The following is a 22,936-nucleotide window of genomic DNA, read 5'->3' on the forward strand; positions in this document are numbered from 1 at the left end:
GTATGCATCATGAAATGCAGGCACAACCGCCATGATTCAATGGCTTAACCATCCATACCACTGAGTATTGACAGTGAGCGCACTAGATCCATACCATTAGGTATGGTCACCTCTTCCTCTAGCCTCGCCTGCATTACGTCTGTCACCAACATCCGTATTGGTGAGACGTTGCTTGCGGTGTCGGCGCAGGGCGCAGAACGCGCACCGACCGTGCTGTTCGCGCATGGATTCGGCCAGACACGATACGCATGGGAAGGCACGGCCACCGCCTTGGCGGAAGCCGGCTACCGGGCGCTGTCATACGACGCACGCGGGCATGGCGATTCCAGCGTCAACGATGCTGAGGTGCCCTACTCGGCCACGCAATTCACCGACGATCTGATCGTGCTCGCCGGTGAGCAATCCGAGCCGCCGGTGCTGGTCGCCGCGTCGATGGGTGGGCTGTTTGGTCTGCTGGCAGAGGCGCGCTGGCCGGGTTTGTTTCGGGCGATCGTGCTGGTCGACATCACACCACGCTGGGACACGCGGGGCGTGGAGCGCATCCTGAGGTTCATGACTGCGCATCCCGGCGGATTCGCATCGCTGGATGCCGCGGCAGACGCGATTGCCGCATATTTGCCGCATCGTCCGCGCAAGACCGCAGACCAGTTGCAGGCCTTGTTGCGGCAGCGTGCCGACGGGCGTTGGCACTGGCATTGGGACCCGCGCCTGGTCGACGAACTGGCGGGGCAGGATCCGCATACGCAGCAGCAGGCATTGCTGGACGCCGCGTCCCAGGTGCGTTGCCCGATGCTGCTGATCAGCGGCGGGCGCAGCGATCTGGTCACGCCGGACACCATCAGCGAATTCCTGTCGATCGCACCGCATGCGCAGCACGTGCAGTTGCCCGATGCCACGCACATGCTGGCCGGCGACGACAACACCACCTTTACCGCCACCGTGTTGCATTATCTGGATGCACTGCCCTCGGTTGGCACCATCGCAGCGTCCAACATTACCGAGCATGTCACTGGAGCAAGACCATGAGCATCGTTGCACCGTTCCTCCTCGTCATCCTGGCGGCGGGCATCGCTGCCTACCACCGCATGCGCCTTGCCACGTGGGTCGCGCTGAGCGCCTGCGTGCTGGTGGCGTGCTGGTTGCTGGGTGCCAATCTCACCGCAACCATCGTCGCTGCCGTACTGGTGGTGCTGGTGTCGGCGCCTGTCTTGCTGCCGTTCCTGCGCAAGCCGCTGCTGACCACGCCGCTGATGGGCTTCTTCCGCAAAGTGCTGCCGCCGCTGTCGCAGACCGAACGCATTGCGCTGGAAACCGGCTCGGTGGGCTTCGAAGGCGAGCTGTTTACCGGCGATCCGGATTGGCAGAAGCTGCTCAACTACCCCAAGCCGCAGCTGACCGCCGAAGAGCAGGCGTTTCTGGATGGTCCGGTCGAAGAGCTGTGCAAGATGGTCAACGACTGGGAAATCACCCATGTCCACGCCGATCTGCCGCCGGAGCTGTGGGATTACATCAAGAAGCAGAAATTCTTCGGCATGATCATTCCGAAGCAGTACGGCGGCCTGGGCTTCAGCGCGCTGGCGCACCACAAGGTGATCCAGAAGCTGTCCTCGATCTCTAGCGTGGTCAGCTCCACCGTCGGTGTGCCCAATTCGCTCGGGCCGGGCGAGTTGCTGCTGCATTACGGTACGCCGGAACAGAAGGACTATTACCTGCCGCGTCTGGCCATCGGCGCCGAAGTGCCGTGTTTTGGTCTGACCGGCCCGTTTGCCGGCTCCGATGCGACCTCGATCCCGGACTACGGCATCGTCTGCAAGGGCGAATGGAATGGCGCCAATGTGCTCGGCGTCAAGCTCACCTTCGACAAGCGTTACATCACCCTGGCACCGGTGGCTTCGCTGATCGGCCTGGCGTTCCGCATGTATGACCCGGAAGGCTTGATCGGCGACAACAAGGACATCGGCATCACCCTGGCGCTGTTGCCGCGCGAGACGCCGGGAGTGGAAATCGGCCGCCGGCATTTCCCGCTGAATTCCACCTTCCAGAACGGCCCGATCCGTGGCAACGAGGTGTTCATCCCGCTCAGCCAGTTGATCGGTGGCGTGGACATGGTCGGCAAGGGCTGGAACATGCTCAACGAGTGTCTGGCGGTGGGTCGTTCGATCACCCTGCCCTCCACCGCCAGCGGCGGCGGCAAGTACGCGGCGGTGGTGACCGGTGCATATGCGCGCATCCGCAAGCAGTTCGGCCTGTCGATCGGCCGCTTCGAGGGCGTGGAAGAAGCGCTCGCGCGGATCGGCGGCAAGGCGTATGCGATCAGTGCGTTGTCGCAGGCCACTGCGGCGGCGGTGGACCGTGGCGATGTGCCATCGGTGCCGTCGGCGATCGCCAAGTACCACTGCACCACCATGGGCCGCGAAGTGGTCAGCGACATGATGGATGTGATTGGCGGCAAGGGCATCATCCTGGGGCCGCGCAACTTCGCCGGCCGTGCCTGGCAGTCAGCGCCGATCGGCGTGACCGTGGAAGGTGCCAACATCATGACCCGCAGCCTGCTGATCTTCGGCCAGGGCGCAATCCTGTGCCACCCGTGGGTGATGAAGGAAATGAAGGCGGCGCAGGATCCGGATACGCGCCGTGGTCTGGAAGACTTCGATCAGAGCCTGTTCGGTCACATCCGCTTCGGCATTTCCAACGCGGTACGTTCGTTCTGGTTCGGCCTGACCGGCGCACGTATCGGCGCTGCGCCAGGCGATGCGTATACGCGTCGGTTCTTCCGCAAGCTGGATCGCTATTCCGCCAACCTGGCGCTGATGGCCGACGTGTCGATGCTGATGCTGGGCGGCAAGCTCAAGTTCAAGGAATCGCTATCCGGTCGCCTGGGCGATGTGCTGAGCCACATCTACCTGACCAGTGCGATGCTCAAGCGCTATCACGACGAAGGCGCACCGGCCGCCGATCATCCGCTGCTGGCCTGGGCCTTCCATGACAGCGTGCACAAGATCGAAACCGCGCTGTCGGCCGCGCTGCGCAACTTCCCGATCCGTCCGGTGGGTTGGCTGATGTGGGTGCTGATTTTCCCGCTTGGCCGTCGTGCTGAAGCGCCGGGCGACCGCCTGGGGCACCGCGTGGCGTCGATTTTGATGACGCCGAACGAGGCACGCGATCGCTTGGGCCAGGGCGTGTTCCTGACCCCATGCGCCAACAATCCCGGCGGCCGTATCGCCAGCTACCTAGCCAAGGCCGTGTTGGCCGAACCGGTGGAACGCAAGTTCCTCAAGGCGCTCAAGACCAAGGGCATTGAGGCATTGGATTTCCCCGCGCAGCTGGACGAGGCCGTGACCGAGGGGGTGATTACCATCGACGAGCGCAAGCAGCTGGAAGAGTTGCGCGCGATCATGATGGATACCATCACCGTGGACGACTTCGATCCGCATGAGTTGCGTGCGGCCAGCTACTACGACAAGCCGCAGGCACAGCAGCCGCGCGAAGCGGCGTAAAGCGCAGGCCAAGGCGACAGTAGACGACGGCGGGCTTCGGCCCGCCGTCGTTGTTTGTGGAAACCGGCAAGCTCGCGGATACGCTGCCAGCAGCCTTGGTCTGTCGACCAGTTCCCAGCGGCTACACCTTCGTAGGAGCGGGCTTGCCCGCGATGAAGCGTTACCGGTAATGCTTCATCGCGGGCAAGCCCGCTCCTACGAGAAGCGAAGACGCTGCCGGCAGAACCTCAGCGCGGCAACCACACCAACGCCAACGCAATCAGCGCGGGCAACGCCTGCACAAAGAAGATGCGACGGTTGACGCTATAGGCGCCGTAGCAACCCGCCACGACCACACAGCCAAGGAAGAAGCTCAGCACGTCGGTGCGGGCCTGCAACGCGCCCCACAACAGACCGGCGGCCAGGAAGCCGTTGTAGAGGCCCTGGTTGGCTGCCAGCACGCGGGTGGCCTGAGCCTTCTCGAGCGTGTTGCGGAAAGTCTTCAAGCCCAGCGGGTGCGTCCACAGCACCATTTCCAATACCAGGATGTAGACGTGCAGCAGAGCGACGCACAGGCCGGCGACGATGGCGAACAGGGACATGGCAGATTGGCGTAATGAACGTGGCAGCCAGCATAGTCGCGATTGCAGTCGCCCGGTCTGAAGCAACCAATGGAACCTCGCGCTAAGGCAAGATGGCGGAAGAGATGCAAGACCTGCGTGTACGAGTAAAGCGCTGCCATGCGCACACCGGCTACGTATGTTTGACAGCCGCTGTTTGACAGTCGCAGTGGCTTGCTGCCGGCTCCTGGAGTGGCTGATAGAAGGTCGCGAGCTCTCGACCGGTGGCACGTAGGGCGCGCTCAGGATCGGAGTGCCCCGGTGCTACATACCTCGCCGAACACAAACCGCGCCAACCTGAAGGTGAGCGCAGTATTTTGTTGCCGCTCTTCGCGTCATCTGGATGGTCCCAAGCCGCGTTGGTCGAGGGCGCGATGCCCTCGCCGCTCGCGGGACACGCCGCAAGTACGTCCATGTAGGCTCGGTGGCGGCATCCATGCCGCCACACGGTCCCGCAAGCGGTGAGGACACCGCACCAGGGAGTTAATCGGTTGCTTTCTTGCAAACTTGGCCGTTTATCTGCTTGCGTTGGAAAGATGACAAAACGCGCCGTTATCCGAACGCGGACGTCATGACTTGCTTGCACCATGCACACCTACCATCTCCACTGGTCCTTGCCCGCCCACCGTCACGGGACCTTACGCGGCATGGATGCCGCGTAAGAGCCTACATGGACGTACTTGCGGCGTGTCCCGCGATGGTGGGCGGGCAAGGGCCCTGCAGCAAACCCACAGATCAGCCGCTCCAGCCCTGAGATCATCCGCTCTGCAAAAGAGCTATCAACACTGTCCAACTACTCCAAGGCAACAGAGATTTCGCTGCCTTGAAGCGGCTGACAAAACGTCGCGAGTAATGAGCAGGCAGATATGCACGGCGCTCTCAGAACCAGCTGTATCAGTGGTACACGCCGTACCCAGCAACAGTCGCGCCCGCCTGATGGCGGCAAGTAGTCTTGCCAGCCATTCTTAGTCGGACACCTGCCTGACGGTCTGCGCATCGCGCTCGGCAGGCAGCTTGCGCGCCTCGCGCAGCAGACCGAATGCGCCCAGTGTCATGCCCGAGGCCACCAGCAGACCGACGCCGAACACGGCACTGGAGCCGAATGCCGATACCAGCTTGTGCACCCACACGAAGGTGAGGTCGCCACCGCGGTAGATCACGGTGTCGATCGCCGCGCCGGCCTTGTAACGCCATTCCCGGTCAACGCGCGTGTACAAGGTCTCGCGCGCCGGCTTGGCCAGTGCGAACTCGCTGGAGCGGGTGATCACCTGCACGATCGCGATCATCATCGGCAACGGCGAGGCTGTCAGCACGGCATAGCCCAGCGTGATCGCCACACCCGGAATCAACAGCGCCGGTGCGATACCGAAACGCGACAACAGCGCGCGCGTCACCAGCAACTGCAGCACCAGGGTGAGCGCGTTGATCGCCAGATCAATGCTCGCGTAATAGGCGGTAGCCGCCGCTGCGTCGGTGTATAGCCGCCGTACCAGCGCTGCCTGCTCGTTGTAGAGCAAGGTGCCGACGCCCACACCGAACAACACCATGAAGGCCAGCCAGCGCAGCAACGGCTCGCGCACGATCAACTTGAGCCCGCCGAGCACATCGCCGCCCATCGGCACTTCGCCGGAGCTCAGCTGTCGCTCCTGCTCGCGCGCAACCGCCCACAAGCGCAGACGCAGCACGCAGACCACGCACACCGTCAGAAACCCGGCCGACACCAGCATCAGATGCGCGATACCGACGCGCTCAACCAGGGTGCGGGTGAGGATCGGCCCGAGAAACGCACCCAGCGTGCCGGCCGCACCGATGTAACCGTAGTAACTGCGCGCTTCGGCATTGCTGAAGACGTCGGCCATGAAGCTCCAGAACACCGCCACCGCAAACAGGTTGAAGACGGTCACCCACAAAAAGAACGCCATGCCGCGCCCGGGCACGCCGCTATCGAACAACACGTAGAACAGCAACAGGGTCGCGATGAAGAAGCCATACACCACCGGCAGGAACACCCGGCGCGGATAGCGGCTGACCAATGCGCCGTAGACCGGCTGCAGCAACACCATGATCAGGAAGGTGCAGGTAAACAGCACCTGCAGGGTGAAGTCCTTGAGCGGCATGCCATGCGCGGCGAAGAAGGCGATCATGCCGGTGGGAAAGATCGCTTCCACATCCGCCGAGGCGCTCATCGCCTCGCGCACCGGGCGCAGCACGTAATACCCGCTGAGCAGGCAGAAGAAATACAGAAAACTCCACGCCAGCGGCGGCGAGCTGCGCAACGCGCCGCTCAAACGGCCAGCCGCAGACTGCGACGAAGAAAATCGGCTGGTCATGGTGAACAAATCGCCTGCACAAACGGGCCCGACAGCAAGGACATGGCAGCGGCGGCACCCGCGAAGGAAGCGCGCAAGTTAGCCGATGCGGCGCAGCACCACCAGCGCCGCGGTGCAGAACACAACGGACTGACCGTGCATCCAGTCGGCACGCCGCTTGCAGCCACATCTGCATAAGTGCCGAGGCGCACTCGAAGCGCTCCGCGCCGCCCGATTTCTGAACCTAAAATCATCAATAGGATCAATATGATGCCCATTCATCTTCTGGCAGTTTGTGCTATTGCGAAGCGCGGCGCTAGAATCGCCGGAGGCAGTGGAACAGGCGGGACAACCATGACTGAAATGCGCAGGCCCCGACGGTTTCGTCCGTTGGCCATCGGGCTGCTCGGGGCGTTATTGCCCCTGGCCCTCTCTTCCACCGCGCAGACGCCCGCGCCAGCTGCCTTTGCGCTGCAGCCGGCCACCGCCGCACAGTCGCCCACCGCTCCGCTGCAGTATCGCGCCTCGCTTCCGGCCAGCAGTGTGCTGGCACCGGCGGCCGGCTTCGATGTGGCCGCATTCGAATCGATGGCCAATCAGTTGACCTACGGCAACCGCGTGCCCGGCATTGCGATGGCGATCGTGCAGGGTGGCAAGGTGCTCAGCGCGCGCGGCTATGGCGTCACCGACGTCAATCATCCGCAGCCGGTCGATGGCCACACCGTGTTCCGCCTCGCCTCGCTGTCCAAGGCGTTCGCGAGCACCATGGCCGGCCTGTTGGTCAACGACGGCGTGCTGCGTTGGGACAGCAAGGTGGTCGATTATGTGCCCGGCTTCCAGCTCAGCGATAACGTCGCCACCCATCAACTCACCGTCGCCGAGGTGCTCAGCCATCGCGTTGGCCTGACCCGCAATGCCTACGACCGCGATATCGAGTCCAACGTCGACTACTACTCGCTCAGCCACAAGCTCGCCGCTGCACCCTTGCGCTGCGCGCCGGGCGATTGCTATGCGTATCAGAACGTGGCCTTCAGTCTGGTCGGCGATGTGGTGTTCGCCGCTTCCGGCAGCTTCTATGAGCAGTCGGTGGAGCGCCGCATCTTCAAGCCGTTGGGCATGAATGACGCGAGCATGGGCCTGGCCGGTATCCAGGCCAGCCCGCACGCGGCACGCCCGCATGTGCGCAGCCGCGGCGGTTGGGTGGCACTGACGCCCAAGCCGACCTACTACCGCCTGGCGCCCGCTGCCGGCGTCAATGCCAGCGCCAGCGACATGGCGCAGTGGTTGCTTGCACACACCGGTCACCGCACCGACGTGCTGCCTGCGCCGCTGCTGGCGACGCTGCATGCGCCGTTGATCTCCACACCGGGCGAGATGCGCTCGGGTTGGCGCCATGAGCGTGTGGACGCTGCCAGCTACGCGCTGGGCTGGCGCGTGTTCGATTACGCCGGCCATCAAGTCATCTTCCATGCCGGCGCGGTGCAGGGGTATCGCGGCCTGGTCGCGCTGCTGCCCGAGCGCGACCTTGGCATCGCCATCATGTGGAACGGTGAGAGCGGTCTGCCGTCGGGCATGCTGCCGACCATCCTGGATCGCGCACTCGGCCTGCCGGCCAAGCGTTGGCTGGACATCGATGTGGATGGCGACTTCGGCAGCGAGAACATGCTGGCCGAGCGTCCCGATCCTGCAGGCAAGGGTGCCTCGTCCGGCAAGTCGGTGGCATCGCCGCGCTGAGTTGGCGTCGCAGCGATTCAAGACAGAGGCGGCTTCGGTCGCCTTTGTTGTTTTTGGCGTTCGCGATTGTTGAGAGCGACCCAATAAAAAAGCTCCCTCCCCGCTGGGCGTCGGGGAGAGAGCTCGATGTTTACGGCGATCGGGTGTTGCAGATCAGATCAGCGGCGCCGGAGTTGCGGGCAGCGCGACCGGAGCGGCCTTCTTCTTGCGAACGGCCGGCTTCTTCTTGGCGACCTTCTTTACGGCAGTCTTCTTGGTGGCGGACTTCTTGGTCGCCTTCTTCGGAGCTGCTGCTTTCTTGGCGGTCTTCTTGACTGCTTTCTTGGCGGCCGTCTTCTTGGTCGCCTTCTTGGCAGTCTTCTTCACTGCCTTCTTTGCGGTCTTCTTCACTGCCTTCTTGGCGGCAGTCTTCTTGGTTGCCTTCTTGGCAGTCTTCTTCACTGCTTTCTTGGCGGTTGCCTTCTTGGCAGTCTTCTTGACGGCCTTCTTGGCAGCAGCCTTCTTCACTGCCTTCTTAGCGGTTGCCTTCTTGGCGACCTTCTTGACGGCCTTCTTGGCGGCAGTCTTCTTCACTGCCTTCTTGGCGGTGGGTTTCTTTTTTGCAGCTTTTTTAGTGGCCATGTAATTGGCTCCTCGTCAGTGAACTATGGAGGTGAAACGCCCAGTTGAACCAAACCCCGCAACGGCATGCCGTCGTCGGGAACCATCCGCAGGTGATGCGCGACGGGACGGATACAGAAACACCCGCATCGAACGGCGACACGGGTGCGTGATCGGAACGACTGCTGCTTTCTTGGAGAGAAGCGGACCCGACTCCACCGTGGATAGCGCTTCGGTGGACATCTGGAACAAGCGTGTCGGCTTGATGTCGATTCTGCTCACTCTCTTTCGCAGCAACGTCTGCTGGGCGAAACCTAATCACGCTTTTTTTTACTGTCAACACTCTTTTGCAATTTTTTTTCAGCCAGCCATCGCAATGCGGCGCGTCGAGGTGATCCAGACAGGCCTTGCACTGGCATGCGCGTGCGAGCGACGCGCGCATTCGTGCAATCGGGTTTTCAGAAAACCACTTCTTTTGTGCTGTTTTTTTAAAGCGGTCAAAAATGCAGCGACTGGATCGGCATGACGGACGCGTCGCAAGGTGCAAGGCAGTGATGTCTCGCGTCGCCTGTCCGCCAGCTGAAAATTTTTTATCCAACGACTGCGCTTGGGGCATCGCATCAGCACAAATGCGCAAACTTATTGCGCTCTTCGATCGCCTTGCATGCGTCTGCATGGACGACTCGACGCATGCATGCATGCCTTGCATCGCGTCCAACGATCGACCATCGACGCATGCGAGCGCCAGTTTTTTTCACCACACACACGCCGCGCCCTCACGATTGGCTCACGCCAGAAATCCGACGCGCCTGCATGCGGACATCCTTCGACGCGGTGGTGGTGATGCGTGCCTGGCGCGTGCGGTGTTTTTCGATCTGCCGCCGAACGCGGCGACAGAGACCGGCATCTGGCATGCCGGCATCGTTCGAGAACTCGGCAACGCGGCAGTTCGCTGGCCACTGCAATCGATACCGGCGCGCCGGCGCAGCCTGCCTGGCGTGCAAAAAAAATGGCCGCTCCAGGAGCGGCCATCCGAGGTTGCGATGTACCAGGCGCGATCAGTGCGCGTCTTCTTCCAGCAGCTCGGCATAGTCGTCCGGCGACAGCAGGTCGTTGAGCTCTTCCTTGTCGTCGAGTTCGACCACGAAGATCCAGCCATCGCCGTAAGCGTCTTCGTTGATGGTTTCCGGCTTGTCGCTGAGTGCGCTATTGACCTCGACGACGGTACCGCTGACCGGGCTGTAGACGTCGGAGGCGGCCTTGACCGACTCCACCACTGCCGCGCCGTTGCCGGCCTGCACGGTGTCGCCGACGCCCGGCAATTCGACGTAGACCAGGTCACCCAGCAAGCCCTGCGCGTGGTCGGAGATACCGACGGTCACACGGCCGCTGTTTTCGACGCGGGCCCACTCGTGGGATTTGAGGAACTTGAGGTCGCCAGGGATCTCGCTCATGTGTGCTCCGGGGGAACTGGGGTTAGGGACAGGTGGCTAGTTTAGACCGCGCGACAAGACAGGTGCACGCGCGCGCAGGACTGCTTGGTTGCTACCGATGTTGCGCGCTGCCGAACGTCTGCACGCCCGGCAGCGTTTGACTCATTGCCCGAGCACGCCGGGCTGTGCCTGGCCATCGCGCACGAACGGAAACTTCACCGCGCGCAACGGCACCTGCTTGCCGCGGATGTCCACGCGCAGGTCGTCGATGCTGCCGGCCGGCACGCGCGCGAATGCGATCGCCTTGCCGAGCGTGGGCGAGAAGGTGCCGGACAGGATCTCGCCTTCGCCGCTGGCGGTGAACACGCTCTGGCCGTGCCGCAGCACGCCCTTCTCATCCATGACCACACCGATGAGTTGACGCGGCGCGCCCTGCGCCTTTTGCGCTTCGAGCACGGCGCGACCGATGAAGTCGCGGCCTTCGTCCAATGTGATCGTCCACGCCAACGCAGCCTCATAAGGCGTGACCGCGTCGTCCATGTCCTGCCCATAGAGATTCATGCCTGCCTCCAGACGCAAGGTATCGCGCGCGCCCAGACCGGCCGGCTTGACGCCTTGCGCGAGCAGCGCGTTCCAGAACGCGACCGCCGCGTCCTGCGGCAACACGATTTCGAAACCATCTTCGCCGGTGTAGCCGGTGCGTGCGAGGAACAGTGCGATGCCATCGCGCGAATGTGTCTGCAGTGCAGCGAAACGGCCGAGCTTGCTGGCTGCAGCGCTGTCGGCAGGATCCACCAGCTCGATGACCTTGGCGCGTGCGTTGGGACCTTGCACCGCGATCATCGCAAAGTCGCTGCGCTCTTCCACGCGCACATCGAAGCGCGCGGCCTGCTCACCGATCCACTGCAGATCCTTTTCGCGGGTGGCGGCGTTGACCACCAGGCGGAAGAACTCTTCGCTCATGAAGTAGACGATCAGGTCGTCGATCACCCCGCCCTGCGGATTGAGCATGCAGGTGTACAGCGCCTTGCCGGAGACCTTGAGCTTGTCTACCGAGTTGGCCAACAGGTAGCGCAGAAATTCGCGCACGCGCGCGCCGTGCAGATCGACCACGGTCATGTGGCTGACGTCGAACATGCCGGCGTCGCGACGCACCTGATGGTGCTCGTCCAGCTGCGAGCCGTAATGGATCGGCATGTCCCAACCGCCGAAGTCGACCATCTTGGCGCCGAGCGCACGATGGGTGTCGTTGAGGATGGTCTTCTGGGTCATGCGCGCCGGTCCAAGGGAAAGAGGACCATTATCGCCGCCCGGCCGTGCTTGCGGGAACGGCGTGTTCGCCGCGCCGCAGCAATTTGCGACGCCACTCCTATGAGCTGCCATCGAGTCCCTGCATTCACACGTTGCGATGCTCAGCGCGTCGCAAGCGTGGCGCTGCGTCAGCCGCACGAACTCGCCATGCGCGCGCTCAGACGCTGCGCGGCGAAAACATGATGATGGTCATGCCAAGCAGGCAACAGGCGGCGCCCAACAGATCCCAACGCGTCGGCGTCACCCGGTCCACCCACCACAACCACAACAAGGCGCTGGCGATGTAGACGCCGCCATAGGCCGCATACACGCGCCCGCTGGCCTCGGGATGCAGGCTCAACAACCATACGAAGATGGCGAGGCTCAACGCCGTCGGCAGCAACAACCAGATGCTGCCGTCTTTGCGCAGCCATAGATAAGGAAGGTAGCAACCGACCAGTTCGGCGACCGCGGTGGCTGCGAACAGCAGCAGCGTGGTCGGTGCGGAATTCATGCGCGGTCTGGCTTATCGAAATCTGGCTTGTTCAAATCTTGCTGGTCGCGGTCTGTCTGATGCGGGTCGGAGACATCGAGACCTTGCTCGCCGACGGCTGACTGATAGGTGGCAGGTTTGCCGGCGACCAGCGGGTCGAAAGCAGCCGGATCCTCACCTCGCTCGCCGCGCTTGACCTGTTGCCACAGCGCTTCCTGTTGGTCCAGGGACAGTGCTGCCAGGTTGGTGTCTGCGGTCTGCGCGAGCGCTTCCATGGCGCGAAAGCGGCGCTCGAATTTGAGATTGGCATGGCGCAGTGCGGCGCCCACATCGACCTTGGCGTGCCGCGCCAGGTTGGCGCAGACAAACAACACATCGCCAAGCTCGTCTTCCAGCCGTGCCTGGTTGTCGGCGACCGGGCCGCGTGCGAACTCCACGCGCAGCTCTTCGATTTCTTCCTGCAATTTTTCCAGCACCGGTGCCGGGCCGGGCCAATCGAAGCCGACCCGCGCCGCGCGCGACTGCAGCTTGGTGGAGCGCTGCCACTCCGGCAGGCCGCGTGCGATGCCGGCAAGTGCGGAGTCGTCCTGATGGCCGGCTGCACGCCGCTCTTCGCGCTTGATCTGCTCCCAGTTGGCGCTCACGGTCTGCGCGCCGTCGACCTGTTGATCGGCGAAGACATGCGGGTGGCGGCGCACCAGCTTGTCGCTGAGCGTGGCGACCACGTCGGCAAAGTCGAATGCGCCCTGCTCTGCTGCCATCTGTGCATGGAAGACCACCTGCAGCAGCAGGTCGCCCAATTCGTCGCGCAGGCCCGGCAGGTCGTTGCGATCGATGGCGTCGGCGACTTCGTAGGCTTCTTCGATCGTGTACGGCGCAATGCTGGCGAAGGTCTGCTCCACATCCCAGGGACAGCCGTGCTCGCGATCGCGCAGACGCGCCATCAACTGCAGCAGGCGCTGGATGTCGCCGGTCGGCGGGGTCTGAGGCATAGCGACGCTCATACCAGCCAACTGCGCCAGGGCAGATTCGGATCGCCCAGCGCGATGAAATCACCGTTGAGCAAGGTATCGCGGCGGTTGTAGCGGAACGGTTTGCCGGAGCCCCCCGCCAGCAATACGCCGCCGGCGGCGTGCAGCACACACTGGCCGGCAGCGGTGTCCCACTCGGACGTGGGGCCGAAGCGTGGATAGACGTCGAGATCGCCTTCGGCGATGCGGCAGAACTTCAATGACGAGCCCTGCGCCACCACATCGATCTCGCCCATGCGCTCAAGTGCGGCCGCGGTGCGCGCGTCGCGATGCGAGCGGCTGGCGGCCACCCGCAATGGGGTGGCGGCGGGCGTGCGCGTCTGCAGCATTTCGTCGCGATGGCCATCGCGGCGGTAGGCATTCTCCCCGCGCGCCGCGTACCAGACCCGGCCATCGACCGGCGCCTGCACCACGCCGAGCACCGGCGCGCCCATGTGGATCAGCGCGATGTTGACGCTGAACTCGCCGTTGCGCTTGACGAACTCGCGGGTGCCGTCGAGCGGGTCGACCAGCCAGTAGCTGGTCCAGAACTGGCGGTCTTCCCAGGCGATGTGCGCGGATTCTTCCGACAGCACCGGCACGTCCGGCGTGACCCGGCGCAGCGCATCGACGATGACGCGATTGGCGGCCAGGTCGGCCTGGGTCAGCGGGCTGGCGTCGTCCTTGATCTGCACCGCGAAGTCCTGCGCGTACACCTGCATGATCGCATCACCCGCCTCGCGGGCGATGGCGATCACGGTTTCGCGCAGTTCCATCGGAATGCGGATCATGGATTGCGCTCCAGCCACTCGCGCGCAATGAACAGGGCAGCCAGCGAACGGCCTTCGGAGAAATCGTCGCGCAGCATCAAGTCGTCCAGACGGGCAATCGGCCAGGGAATCACTTCCATCTCTTCGGGCTCGTCGCCAACCAGCCGTTCGGGGTAGAGATCGCGTGCCAGCACCAACCAGGATTGGTGACTCATATAAGTAGGAGCGAGCGTCATCGCGCGCAGCACCTGCACCTGGCGCGCGCCGTAACCGGCTTCTTCCTTGAGTTCGCGGTCGGCCGCCTGCTCCGGCGTCTCGCCGGCATCGATGCGGCCCTTGACCAGACCCAGCTCGTAGCGATGCACACCGGCGGCGTACTCGCGCACCAGCAGCACGGTCTGCGCATCCAGCATCGGCACCACCACCACCGCGCCGTGGCCCTGGCTGAGTTGGCGCTCGTACAAGCGGCGCTCGCCGTTGGAAAATTCCAGATCCAGTTGCTGGCGACGGAACGGCCCGTCACCGAGATCGGTGATCTTGTGGATGGTCGGCAGACGCGGGCTCATGCGTGACACGCAGGGGCTGGGGCGACCGATAGAATAGGCGTATGCATCGACATGTTCATGAGCCCGAAATCCTAGCAGACCCGGCAGCCTCTCAAACTGCCGAACATTGGCGGCAACGCGATCTTGAGGTGCTGTGGCACCCCTGCACGCAGATGCGCGAGCACCCGCACACACTTCCACTCGTACCGATCGCGCGTGGCGACGGGGCGTGGCTGGTCGGCTACGACGGCCGCCACTATCTGGACGCGGTCAGCAGTTGGTGGACCAACCTGTTCGGCCACACCGAACCGCGCATCGGCGCGGCCATCGCGCGCCAGGCCGGCGAGCTGGAGCAGGTGATGCTGGCCGGCTTCACGCATGCGCCGGCAGTGCAACTGGCCGAGCGCCTGTTGGCGATTGCGCCACGTCAGGCCGGCCGCGCGCCGCTATCCAAGGTGTTCTATGCCGACAATGGGTCGGCCGGCGTGGAAGTGGCGCTGAAGATGGCCTTCCATTATTTCCACAACCGCGGCGAGCATCGCCGCACCCGCTTCGTGGCGCTGGAAAACGGCTACCACGGCGAGACCATCGGCGCGCTGTCGGTCGGCGACATTCCGCTGTATCGCCGCGTCTATGCGCCGCTGCTGCTGGAATCGATCTTTGCGCCCTCGCCGGATGCGTATCTGGCCGAGCCCGGACAGAGCGCAGAAGACTATGCGCTGCAGGCCGCCGATGCGTTGCAGGCGTTGTTTGAACAATCGCCAGGCGAAATCTGCGCACTGATCCTGGAGCCGCGCGTGCAATGCGCAGGCGGCATGCGCATGTATCACCCGGCTTACTTGCGGCGTGCGCGCGAACTGTGCGATGCGCATGGCGCGTTCTTGATCGCCGACGAGATCGCCACCGGCTTCGGCCGCACCGGCACCTTGTTCGCCTGCGAGCAGGCCGGTGTCATGCCGGACCTGCTGTGTCTGTCCAAGGGATTGACCGGTGGCTTTCTGCCGTTGTCGGCGGTGCTGGCCACGCAGCAGTTGTACGACGCGTTTCTCGATGATTCGCGCGAACGTGCGTTTCTGCATTCGCATAGTTACACCGGCAATCCGCTGGCCTGTGCGGCGGCACTGGCCACCTTGCAGATTTTTGCAGACGACGATGTGATTGCGCGCAATCAACACACGGCCGCGCGCATGCGCGCATTGGCCGCGCAGATCGGCGAACACCCCGCCGTGGCGGACGTGCGCCAGGCCGGCATGATCGTGGCGTTCGAGCTCACCCAGGGCGGCGACAAACGCACGCCGTTCCCGGCAGCGGCGCGGGTGGGCCTGAAGGCCTATCGCGCGGCCCTCGACAAGGGCGTGGTGCTGCGGCCGCTCGGCGATGTGCTGTACTGGATGCCGCCGTATTGCGTGGACGAAGCACAGCTTGCGCTGCTGGCCACCACCACCCGCCATGCCATCGAAGAGGCCGTTGCATGCGCCTGACCCGCTCGCATGTCGCGCTACCACTGCACTGCGATCAAGAGGTGACGCTGCCCGAAGAGTCGGCCAATCACCTGCTGCGTGTCCTGCGGCTGCGCGAGGGCGATGCCTGCATCCTGTTCAACGGCGACGGCAGCGACTACCACGCGCGTATCACGCTGGCAGGCAAGCGCGAGGCGCGCGCACTGGTGGAACGTGCGCAGCCGCTGTGCAACGAATCGCCGCTGTCGATCACGCTGATCCAGGGGATTGCACGCGGCGAGAAGATGGACCTGATCCTGCAGAAGGCAACCGAGCTAGGGGTTGCGGCGATCGTGCCGGTCAACGCCGAGCGCACCGAGGTCAAGCTGGATCCGGCGCGGATGGAAAAACGCGTGGCGCACTGGCGCAGCGTGGTGATCTCGGCCTGCGAACAATCCGGGCGTGCACGCGTGCCCACGGTCGCTGCGCCACTGGGCCTGCAGGACGCGGCGCAGGCCAGCGATCCGCATGCGCTACGGCTGACGCTGGACCCGCATGGCGAGCATCGCCTGGCCACGCTGCCGGTCGCCGCGCAACAGGCTGTGATCGTGGCGATCGGGCCGGAAGGCGGCTGGTCGCCGCGCGACCGCGCAATCCTCGGCGAGGCCGGTTTCAGCGGGTTGCAACTGGGTCCACGTATTCTGCGCACCGAAACCGCAGGGCTTGCGGCGATTGCCGCACTGCAGTCGCGGTTTGGGGATCTATAGGGCGATGCTGCGGGTCATCTGACGCTCGCCCTACATCGTAGGAGCGCCCTTGGGCGCGATGAAGCGTTATCGATAAAGCCCATCGCGCCCAAGGGCGCTCCTACGAGAATGCGGAATTCGATCGAATCAGCGCCCGTGCTGCAAAAACCAGCTGGCCGCGCCGATCACACCGAGCTGGCCATGTTCGACGATGCTGACCGGCACCTGCTCCAGCGCCGGACGCAAGGCGCCCTTGTCGAGCAGGCGCGCGACGAAGTCGCTTTCGGCAATGAAGGCAGCGATCTGCGGCAGGAAGCCGCCAGCCAGATACACACCGCTGCGCACGCCGTACAGCAGGATCATGTCGCCGACCACGCTGCCCATGAAACCGCAGAACGCCTGCAAGGCATCGCGTGCCAACGTGTCGTTACCGGCCAATGCGGCGGCGGTGACATCGGATGGGCTGGCGTGCACGGCCGGCTCGCCGCGCAGCGCGGCCAGCGCGGTATAGAGATTCAACAAGCCCGGGCCGGAAAGCAGATGTTCGGTGGCCACGTGCGTGCGCGTGCGGCGCAGTTGCTGCAGTAACGCCACTTCCAGATCGCTGGCTGCCGCGAGTGCGGCGTGGCCGGCTTCGGTCGGCAACACCACCGCGTTGGCGCCGTTGGGAATCCACAACGCTGCGCCCAACCCGGTGCCGGGGCCCAGGATCAGCGCCGGACCTGTTGCACCCTGCGGCGGGCCAGACAACTGCAGAACCTGATTGCCGACCATGTAATTGGCCGCATAGGCAACCGCTTCGAAATCGTTGACCAGATGCAAGGCCTGCATGCCGAGCTGGCTGCGGATCTGTCCCGGTGCCAGCACCCACGGCAGATTGGCGGTGATCACGCTACCGTCTTCCAGCGCGTAACCGGCGCTGGCGATGACACCGCGCTTCACCGGCGCACAGCCCAGCTCCGCGAAGAAGGCCGACATGATCTCGGCCAGTCCCGGGTAATCGGCGCAGCGGTACTTGCGGTAGTCCAGCACAGTGACCGGCTTGCGTGGATCGATGCTTTCGCACACCAGCGCCAGGCGCACATGCGTCCCGCCCACATCTGCGGCAACGAAGGTTTCGGTGCGCGGAAAAGACACCGCGTCCATTGGGCTGCTTGCGCTCACGCGTTCTCCTGATAAATGGCAGCGGGCCGGTGTCATGTCCCGTTAGCCGACGAACGGTAACGGGTAGACAACGTTGTCAGCAATCGCCCTGTAACGCAACCGTCGCGATCACGATTTATGTGGGGCGCCGTTGACTTCATCATCCACCAAAAATCCGCATCTGTGGCAGCGATTTCCGCACAAATCAGCGTCGGGACGCATTGCATTGCGAATTCACCATAGAAACAGCGAATCGCGACGCGCACGTTCTCACGCCGTGCTGCGCAACTGCATCGGCGCAAACGGAACCCTGTCGCAAATTTGCTGCATTGCAGCGCAATCGCAGGCGCTTCAGAGATCTGTGACGATGTGTTGACAACGCTGTCAACGCTACGCGAGACTCGATCCAAATCAGGGTTCTGGCAGGAGGGGCCATGGACTGTTCGGGACTGAACATCGGGCCATTCCCTCGCCTGCCGATTCCAGATTCGTGAGTGGTGCGTCACCCGACGTTCGACTCGCTGAAGTCGCATTCGCCACACCGCTTCACCACACGGGGGACACCTCCTCTACCACGCGAATCGCCTGGACCCGCTTCTCACGACGCGTGCCAGCGCAATCACCGCGATCGGTCAGGGCGTGTTGTTTTGCCGGCCACGCCGAGCGCGTTGCGCCCCACTACGGGCCAGGCGCGCTCAAAGCACTAACCAATGAGGTTTAGCCATGCACAGCCGCACCACGACGTTAGCACTCTGTATCACCGCCGCTCTGTACTGCTCCGGCTCTGCCATGGCTGCCGGACAAGAACAGCAGGCCACTCCCAGTGCGCCCTCGGCCACCACCGAGCTGGACACCATCACCGTCACCGGCTACCGCGCGTCGCTGGAGAAGAGCCAGGCGGTCAAGCGCTCGGCCAACTCGATCGTCGATGCGATCAGCGCCGAAGACATCGGCAAATTCCCGGACATCAATGCGGCCGAATCGTTGTCGCACCTGCCGGGCATCAGCGTCGACCGCCAGTTCGGCGAAGGCGAAAAGGTCAGCATCAACGGCACCGATCCGGCGTTGAATCGCGTGCTGCTCAACGGCCAGACCATCGCCTCGGGCGACTGGGGCGGCAACCCGACCGACACCAGCGGCCGTACCTTCAACTACACCCTGCTGTCGCCGGAAATCATCGGCCTGATGGAGGTCTACAAGACCCCCGAGGCACGTATCGACGAAGGCTCGATCGGCGGCACCGTGATCGTGCATACCCGCAAGCCGCTGGACCTGCCCAAGAACACCATCCGCGGCTCGATCGGCTACAACTACAACGACCGCTCGGAAGAAGGCAATCCGCGCGGTTCGGCGCTGTGGAGCTGGAAGAACGACGACGAAACCTTCGGCGCGTTGATCTCCGCCACGCACGACAAGCAGGACCTGGCGCGCGCCGGTATCGAGTACTTCGGTTACACCACCGGCCGGAACGATAGAGGCCTGGGCATTCCGCCGACAGCCACCATCACCGGCGACGGCAGCGATGTGGCCACCGCCCGCGTGCCGGCCGGCATCAGCAGCGCGTTCTTCCAGCAGACCCGCGAGCGCAGCGGCCTGCAGGGCGCATTGCAGTGGAAGCCGAACGAGCAGAACGAATTCAACCTGACCGGCCTGTACATCAAGGGCAAGTACAACAACTTCAGCCAGGCGCGTTATGTGTGCCCGGCCTGTAACGACGACCTCCAGAAGGTCACCCAGGCCAATGTGCAGAACGGCGTGGTGACCTCGGCCACGGTCAGCGATGGCGCAGCCGGCCAGCCGTACGCGCAGCTGGATGCCAACTACCGCGAGAGCACCGTCACCACCAAGAGCCTGAACCTGCGTCACGACTGGTCCGGTGAAAAGTGGGTGTTCACCACCCAGGTCGGCAACACCGAAGCGACCGGCGGCAAGAACCCCGAATACCTGATGAAGTTCCTGATGCAGGACGGCGGTTACAACTACGCCTTCGATGGTCAGAACACCGCAGTGAACTACGACAACGGCGGCGCCTCGAACTGGGTGTTGCCGGGCAATCCGGCGGGCCTGGCTCCCGGCCAGCAGGGCAATGTCCCCGGCACCAACACCGGCATCATGCAGGCCGGCGGTATCGCGTACCAGAAGAGCAAGGACGAGGAAAAGTACTTCCAGTGGGATGCCTCGCGCGACCTGGAACTGGGCCCGTTCACCAAGCTGCAGTTCGGCTACAAGTACATCAACCACAACAACGGCGTGGACGCACGCGGCAACCGCATCAACTCCACCGACGCGGTCTCGCTGACCCAGTTCAATCCGGGTAGCACACCGAGCAGCCTGTACGACGGCCTCGGCGCCAGCGGCGACCTGACCACCTGGCCGACCGCCAGCCTGAACTCGGTGCGCAACTATCTGTTGTCGCAGCCGCAGGGCCCGTACCGCACCGATTTCGGCGCCTCGTTCCAGGTCAAGGAAATCACGCAGAACGTCTACACGCAGTTGAACTTCGAATCCGGCCAGTGGCGCGGTAACGTGGGTGTGCGCCTGGTCGACACCACCGACAAGTCCGAGTTCTGGCAGAGCAACGATGGCGGCACCAACTTCGACCGTGTTGCCGAGACCAACGACTATCGCAAGGCGCTGCCGAGCTTCAACATCGCCTACGACATCACCGACGACACCGTGCTGCGCTTCTCGGCAGCCAAGGTCATCGCGCGTCCGCGCTACGCCGATCTGGCCGGCACCTTCACCATCAACAGCGGTACCGGCGATCTGACTGCCAATGGCGGCAACCCGGATCTGAAGCCGTACGAGTCCACCAACTACGATCTGGCGGCCGAGTGGTATTTCGCCCCGTCCAGCATGTTGTCCGGTGAAGTGTTCTATCGCGACATCAGCTCCTACATCGTCAGCACCACCACCAGCCAGCAGCTGAATCCGGCACCGCCGGCCATTGCCGGCCTGTATCAGGTCACCACGCCGGTCAACGTGTCGGACGCCAAGGTCACCGGCGTGTCGGTCAACTACCAGCAGACCTTCGGTCTGGGTTTTGGCTTGCAGGCCAACTACACCTTTGCCGAATCCGATTCCAGCTCCGGCTTGAACCTGCCGTACCTGTCGCGCGATACCTACAACGTGATTCCGTACTGGGAACACGGCGACTGGACGGTGCGCGTGAACTACAGCTACCGCTCGAAGTACTTCACCCAGATCGGTCGCCTGCAGTCGCGTGACTTTGCAGATGCCTACAAGCAGCTGGATTTGAACGCCTCGTATCAGATCACCGATTACATGGGCATCACCTTCGGCGCGACCAATCTGCTGGATTCCACCTACCGGGTCTTCAGCAACACCCGCGATACCCCCACGGCGTTCTACAAGAACGGCCGCGGCTACCAGGCCCAGTTGAACTTCAAGTTCTGATGTAGTCCCGGCGCGCCACCGTCCCTCCACGGTGGCGCGCTTTTTTTTGCCTGTCGTTGCGCCTGCAGCGCCAGGCCATCGGTTGCATGCAGAAGTGCCACTGGCCATATCCCTTCGCGCTTGAAGGACTATCGCCAGGCCCGCTTCCGCCATCCACGTGCCGGTTGCCGTCTTGCCAACACGTTTCGCTTACAGGAGTGCAGTTCCCATGACGACCGATAGCCGCCCTGCGGCTCCATCCCGCCGCCACGCCGGAGCTGTACCCAGGAGTCGCGCGCTTGCGCTCGCTCTGCTGGTGGCCTGCCCGGTGCTGTCGTTGCACGCTCAATCGCCAACCGCGCCCACTGCGCCGACCGCCGCCACGCTCAGCCCCGAACAGATCGACCAGCAGTGGCTCAGCGCCACCGCCAAGTACGCACCCGAGCGCGAGCGCCTGGTGCGCGAAGCAGAACAAGGCGCACGCAAGGGCCCGTTCCGCCCCGACTGGGCGGTACTGAAGAACTATCAATCGCCGGCGTGGTACGACAACGCCAAGTTCGGCATCTTCATCCATTGGGGCGTGTTCTCGGTGCCGGCGTTCGGCAGCGAGTGGTACTCGCGCAATATGTATCTGCAAGGTTCCAAGGAGTTCGCGCACCACGTGGCGACCTATGGCCCGCAGGCGAGCTCCGGCTACAAGGATCTGATTCCCAAGTTCACCGCGCCCAAGTTCGACCCGAATGGCTGGGCCAAGCTGTTCCGCGCGTCCGGCGCGCGTTATGTGGTGCCGGTGGCCGAACACCATGACGGCTTCGCGCTGTACGACTCCAAGCTCTCCGATTGGACCGCGGTGAAGATGGGGCCTAAGCGCGATCTGCTGGGCGAGTTGTCAAAGTCGATCCGCGCGCAGGGATTGCACTTCGGGCTTTCCTCGCATCGCGCCGAGCACAACTGGTTCTTCGACGGCGGACGCAAGTTCGATTCGGACGTCAACGACCCGCGCTATGCGGCGCTGTACGGCCCGGCGCAGGTGCGCTTGCCGGGCAAGGACGATGCCGATGTGGCCAACGACTGGACGCCGGTGTCGCAGGCGTGGCTGGACGACTGGTTGGCACGCACCACCGAATTGATCGACACCTATCAGCCGGACCTGATCTATTTCGATTGGTGGATTGCCCACCCCACCTTCCGCAGCAGCCTGCCGACCATGCTGGCCTACTACTACAACCAGGGCGCGGCGCGTACCGAGGCCGATCGCGGCGTGGTAGTGAACTACAAGCTCGGCGCGTTCCCGGAAGGCGCCGGCACGCTGGATATCGAGCGCGGCCAGCTCACCGGCATCCATCCCACCCATTGGCAGACCGATACCTCGGTGAGCAATGCCTCGTGGGGCTACATCGAAAACGACACCTACAAATCGCCGACCTTCATCATCCACATGCTGGCCGATGTGGTGGCCAAGAACGGCAACCTGATGCTCAACATCGGCCCGCGTGCCGATGGTTCGATCCCCGAGACCGAGCGCGGCATCCTGCTTGCGATCGGCAAGTGGCTCAAGACCAACGGCGGCGCGATCTACGACAGCAAGCCGTGGCGCGTGTATGGCGAAGGCCCCACCGAAGTGGTGGGCGGCACCTTCCAGGACGTCAAGACCAAGCCGTATACCGCCGAAGATTTCCGTTTCACCACGCGCGATGGTGCGCTGTATGCGATCGAACTCGGTTGGCCCGCCGGCGGCAAGGCGGTGATCCGCTCGCTCACCCCCACCGATGGCGTGCGCGGCGTGACGCTGCTGGCCAACGGCAAGAAGGTGCCGTTCGAGCAGCAAGCCGACGGCCTGCATCTGAGCCTGCCTGCCAAGCCGGTGGGCGAACACGCCTACGTTTTCCGCATCGACCTTTCTTCTTCCACTCCCTGACGGATGCTGTTTTC

Annotated in this window: 17 protein-coding genes; 7 read left to right on the forward strand and 10 right to left on the reverse strand. The window is 63.6% G+C overall.

Annotated elements, in window-relative coordinates:
• Positions 1–102: 102 nt before the first annotated feature.
• Both AC1KVG_RS09970 and AC1KVG_RS09975 read left to right on the forward strand, forming a co-directional pair.
• Positions 103–1,026: an alpha/beta fold hydrolase gene (locus tag AC1KVG_RS09970; protein ID WP_481094294.1), complete on the forward strand. Its 924-nt coding sequence runs from the start codon at positions 103–105 to the stop codon at positions 1,024–1,026.
• Positions 1,023–3,497: an acyl-CoA dehydrogenase gene (locus tag AC1KVG_RS09975; protein WP_481094295.1), complete on the forward strand. Its 2,475-nt coding sequence runs from the start codon at positions 1,023–1,025 to the stop codon at positions 3,495–3,497. The genes AC1KVG_RS09970 and AC1KVG_RS09975 overlap by 4 nt, the downstream gene beginning before the upstream one ends.
• A gap of 227 nt (positions 3,498–3,724) precedes the next feature.
• Here AC1KVG_RS09975 and AC1KVG_RS09980 read toward each other — a convergent pair whose 3' ends face one another.
• Together AC1KVG_RS09980 and AC1KVG_RS09985 are read right to left on the reverse strand one after the other, a co-directional pair.
• Positions 3,725–4,078: a DUF1304 domain-containing protein gene (locus AC1KVG_RS09980; protein WP_104549834.1), complete on the reverse strand. Its 354-nt coding sequence runs from the start codon at positions 4,076–4,078 to the stop codon at positions 3,725–3,727.
• A gap of 983 nt (positions 4,079–5,061) precedes the next feature.
• Positions 5,062–6,426, reverse strand: coding sequence for an NTP/NDP exchange transporter (locus AC1KVG_RS09985; RefSeq protein ID WP_481094296.1), 1,365 nt, complete (start codon positions 6,424–6,426; stop codon positions 5,062–5,064).
• 333 nt (positions 6,427–6,759) lie between these two features.
• Between AC1KVG_RS09985 and AC1KVG_RS09990 the strand changes: the two genes are divergently transcribed.
• The gene (locus AC1KVG_RS09990) at positions 6,760–8,139 is read left to right on the forward strand and encodes a serine hydrolase domain-containing protein (protein WP_006451457.1); all 1,380 of its coding nucleotides are present in this window, start codon (positions 6,760–6,762) and stop codon (positions 8,137–8,139) included.
• Between the two features lie 153 nt (positions 8,140–8,292).
• On the opposite strand, the gene AC1KVG_RS09995 is transcribed toward AC1KVG_RS09990, so the two are convergent.
• From AC1KVG_RS09995 to nudE, 7 genes are all read right to left on the reverse strand, one after another.
• On the reverse strand, positions 8,293–8,760 hold the full coding sequence (locus AC1KVG_RS09995; RefSeq protein ID WP_023904733.1) for a hypothetical protein: 468 nt from the start codon (positions 8,758–8,760) through the stop codon (positions 8,293–8,295).
• Positions 8,761–9,797: 1,037 nt separating this feature from the next.
• Positions 9,798–10,193 (reverse strand): glycine cleavage system protein GcvH, encoded by a 396-nt coding sequence (gene gcvH, locus AC1KVG_RS10000; RefSeq protein ID WP_023904736.1) that lies wholly within the window; start codon positions 10,191–10,193, stop codon positions 9,798–9,800.
• A gap of 141 nt (positions 10,194–10,334) precedes the next feature.
• A complete protein-coding gene (gene gcvT / locus AC1KVG_RS10005; protein ID WP_043909544.1) occupies positions 10,335–11,444 on the reverse strand; it encodes a glycine cleavage system aminomethyltransferase GcvT in 1,110 nt (369 codons plus the stop codon).
• Positions 11,445–11,640: 196 nt separating this feature from the next.
• Positions 11,641–11,976, reverse strand: coding sequence for a YnfA family protein (locus tag AC1KVG_RS10010; protein WP_481094297.1), 336 nt, complete (start codon positions 11,974–11,976; stop codon positions 11,641–11,643).
• On the reverse strand, positions 11,973–12,947 hold the full coding sequence (gene mazG / locus AC1KVG_RS10015) for a nucleoside triphosphate pyrophosphohydrolase (RefSeq protein WP_481094298.1): 975 nt from the start codon (positions 12,945–12,947) through the stop codon (positions 11,973–11,975). The genes AC1KVG_RS10010 and mazG overlap by 4 nt, the downstream gene beginning before the upstream one ends.
• 8 nt (positions 12,948–12,955) lie before the next feature.
• Complete coding sequence (gene cysQ / locus AC1KVG_RS10020) at positions 12,956–13,756, reverse strand: 3'(2'),5'-bisphosphate nucleotidase CysQ (RefSeq protein ID WP_481094299.1); 801 nt, start codon at positions 13,754–13,756, stop codon at positions 12,956–12,958.
• Positions 13,753–14,301, reverse strand: a complete 549-nt coding sequence (nudE, locus tag AC1KVG_RS10025; RefSeq protein WP_043889357.1) for an ADP compounds hydrolase NudE — start codon at positions 14,299–14,301, stop codon at positions 13,753–13,755. The genes cysQ and nudE overlap by 4 nt, the downstream gene beginning before the upstream one ends.
• Positions 14,302–14,342: 41 nt before the next feature.
• On the opposite strand from nudE, the gene bioA reads away from it, so the two are divergent.
• Both bioA and AC1KVG_RS10035 read left to right on the forward strand, forming a co-directional pair.
• The gene (gene bioA, locus AC1KVG_RS10030) at positions 14,343–15,761 is read left to right on the forward strand and encodes an adenosylmethionine--8-amino-7-oxononanoate transaminase (protein WP_481094300.1); all 1,419 of its coding nucleotides are present in this window, start codon (positions 14,343–14,345) and stop codon (positions 15,759–15,761) included.
• Positions 15,752–16,486, forward strand: coding sequence for a 16S rRNA (uracil(1498)-N(3))-methyltransferase (locus tag AC1KVG_RS10035; RefSeq protein WP_481094301.1), 735 nt, complete (start codon positions 15,752–15,754; stop codon positions 16,484–16,486). Before bioA ends, AC1KVG_RS10035 begins: the two co-directional genes overlap by 10 nt.
• A 126-nt stretch (positions 16,487–16,612) precedes the next feature.
• Here the strand turns inward: AC1KVG_RS10035 and AC1KVG_RS10040 are convergent, their stop codons facing one another.
• On the reverse strand, positions 16,613–17,611 hold the full coding sequence (locus AC1KVG_RS10040) for a glucokinase family protein (RefSeq protein ID WP_481094385.1): 999 nt from the start codon (positions 17,609–17,611) through the stop codon (positions 16,613–16,615).
• 720 nt (positions 17,612–18,331) lie between these two features.
• Between AC1KVG_RS10040 and AC1KVG_RS10045 the strand changes: the two genes are divergently transcribed.
• Positions 18,332–21,025 (forward strand): TonB-dependent receptor, encoded by a 2,694-nt coding sequence (locus AC1KVG_RS10045; RefSeq protein ID WP_481094302.1) that lies wholly within the window; start codon positions 18,332–18,334, stop codon positions 21,023–21,025.
• A 208-nt stretch (positions 21,026–21,233) separates the two neighbouring features.
• On the forward strand, positions 21,234–22,922 hold the full coding sequence (locus AC1KVG_RS10050; protein WP_481094303.1) for an alpha-L-fucosidase: 1,689 nt from the start codon (positions 21,234–21,236) through the stop codon (positions 22,920–22,922).
• The last annotated feature ends 14 nt before the right edge of the window (positions 22,923–22,936 follow it).

It is taken from the genome of Xanthomonas sp. NCPPB 3959 (assembly GCF_056675575.1).

Coding starts and splice junctions, on each gene's coding strand:
- AC1KVG_RS09970 (WP_481094294.1), top strand. CDS start 103: ATGGTCACCTCTTCCTCTAGCCTCGCCTGCATTACGTCTGTCACCAAC.
- AC1KVG_RS09975 (WP_481094295.1), top strand. CDS start 1,023: ATGAGCATCGTTGCACCGTTCCTCCTCGTCATCCTGGCGGCGGGCATC.
- AC1KVG_RS09980 (WP_104549834.1), bottom strand. CDS start 4,078: ATGTCCCTGTTCGCCATCGTCGCCGGCCTGTGCGTCGCTCTGCTGCAC.
- AC1KVG_RS09985 (WP_481094296.1), bottom strand. CDS start 6,426: ATGACCAGCCGATTTTCTTCGTCGCAGTCTGCGGCTGGCCGTTTGAGC.
- AC1KVG_RS09990 (WP_006451457.1), top strand. CDS start 6,760: ATGACTGAAATGCGCAGGCCCCGACGGTTTCGTCCGTTGGCCATCGGG.
- AC1KVG_RS09995 (WP_023904733.1), bottom strand. CDS start 8,760: ATGGCCACTAAAAAAGCTGCAAAAAAGAAACCCACCGCCAAGAAGGCA.
- gcvH (WP_023904736.1), bottom strand. CDS start 10,193: ATGAGCGAGATCCCTGGCGACCTCAAGTTCCTCAAATCCCACGAGTGG.
- gcvT (WP_043909544.1), bottom strand. CDS start 11,444: ATGACCCAGAAGACCATCCTCAACGACACCCATCGTGCGCTCGGCGCC.
- AC1KVG_RS10010 (WP_481094297.1), bottom strand. CDS start 11,976: ATGAATTCCGCACCGACCACGCTGCTGCTGTTCGCAGCCACCGCGGTC.
- mazG (WP_481094298.1), bottom strand. CDS start 12,947: ATGCCTCAGACCCCGCCGACCGGCGACATCCAGCGCCTGCTGCAGTTG.
- cysQ (WP_481094299.1), bottom strand. CDS start 13,756: ATGATCCGCATTCCGATGGAACTGCGCGAAACCGTGATCGCCATCGCC.
- nudE (WP_043889357.1), bottom strand. CDS start 14,301: ATGAGCCCGCGTCTGCCGACCATCCACAAGATCACCGATCTCGGTGAC.
- bioA (WP_481094300.1), top strand. CDS start 14,343: ATGCATCGACATGTTCATGAGCCCGAAATCCTAGCAGACCCGGCAGCC.
- AC1KVG_RS10035 (WP_481094301.1), top strand. CDS start 15,752: ATGCGCCTGACCCGCTCGCATGTCGCGCTACCACTGCACTGCGATCAA.
- AC1KVG_RS10040 (WP_481094385.1), bottom strand. CDS start 17,611: ATGGACGCGGTGTCTTTTCCGCGCACCGAAACCTTCGTTGCCGCAGAT.
- AC1KVG_RS10045 (WP_481094302.1), top strand. CDS start 18,332: ATGCACAGCCGCACCACGACGTTAGCACTCTGTATCACCGCCGCTCTG.
- AC1KVG_RS10050 (WP_481094303.1), top strand. CDS start 21,234: ATGACGACCGATAGCCGCCCTGCGGCTCCATCCCGCCGCCACGCCGGA.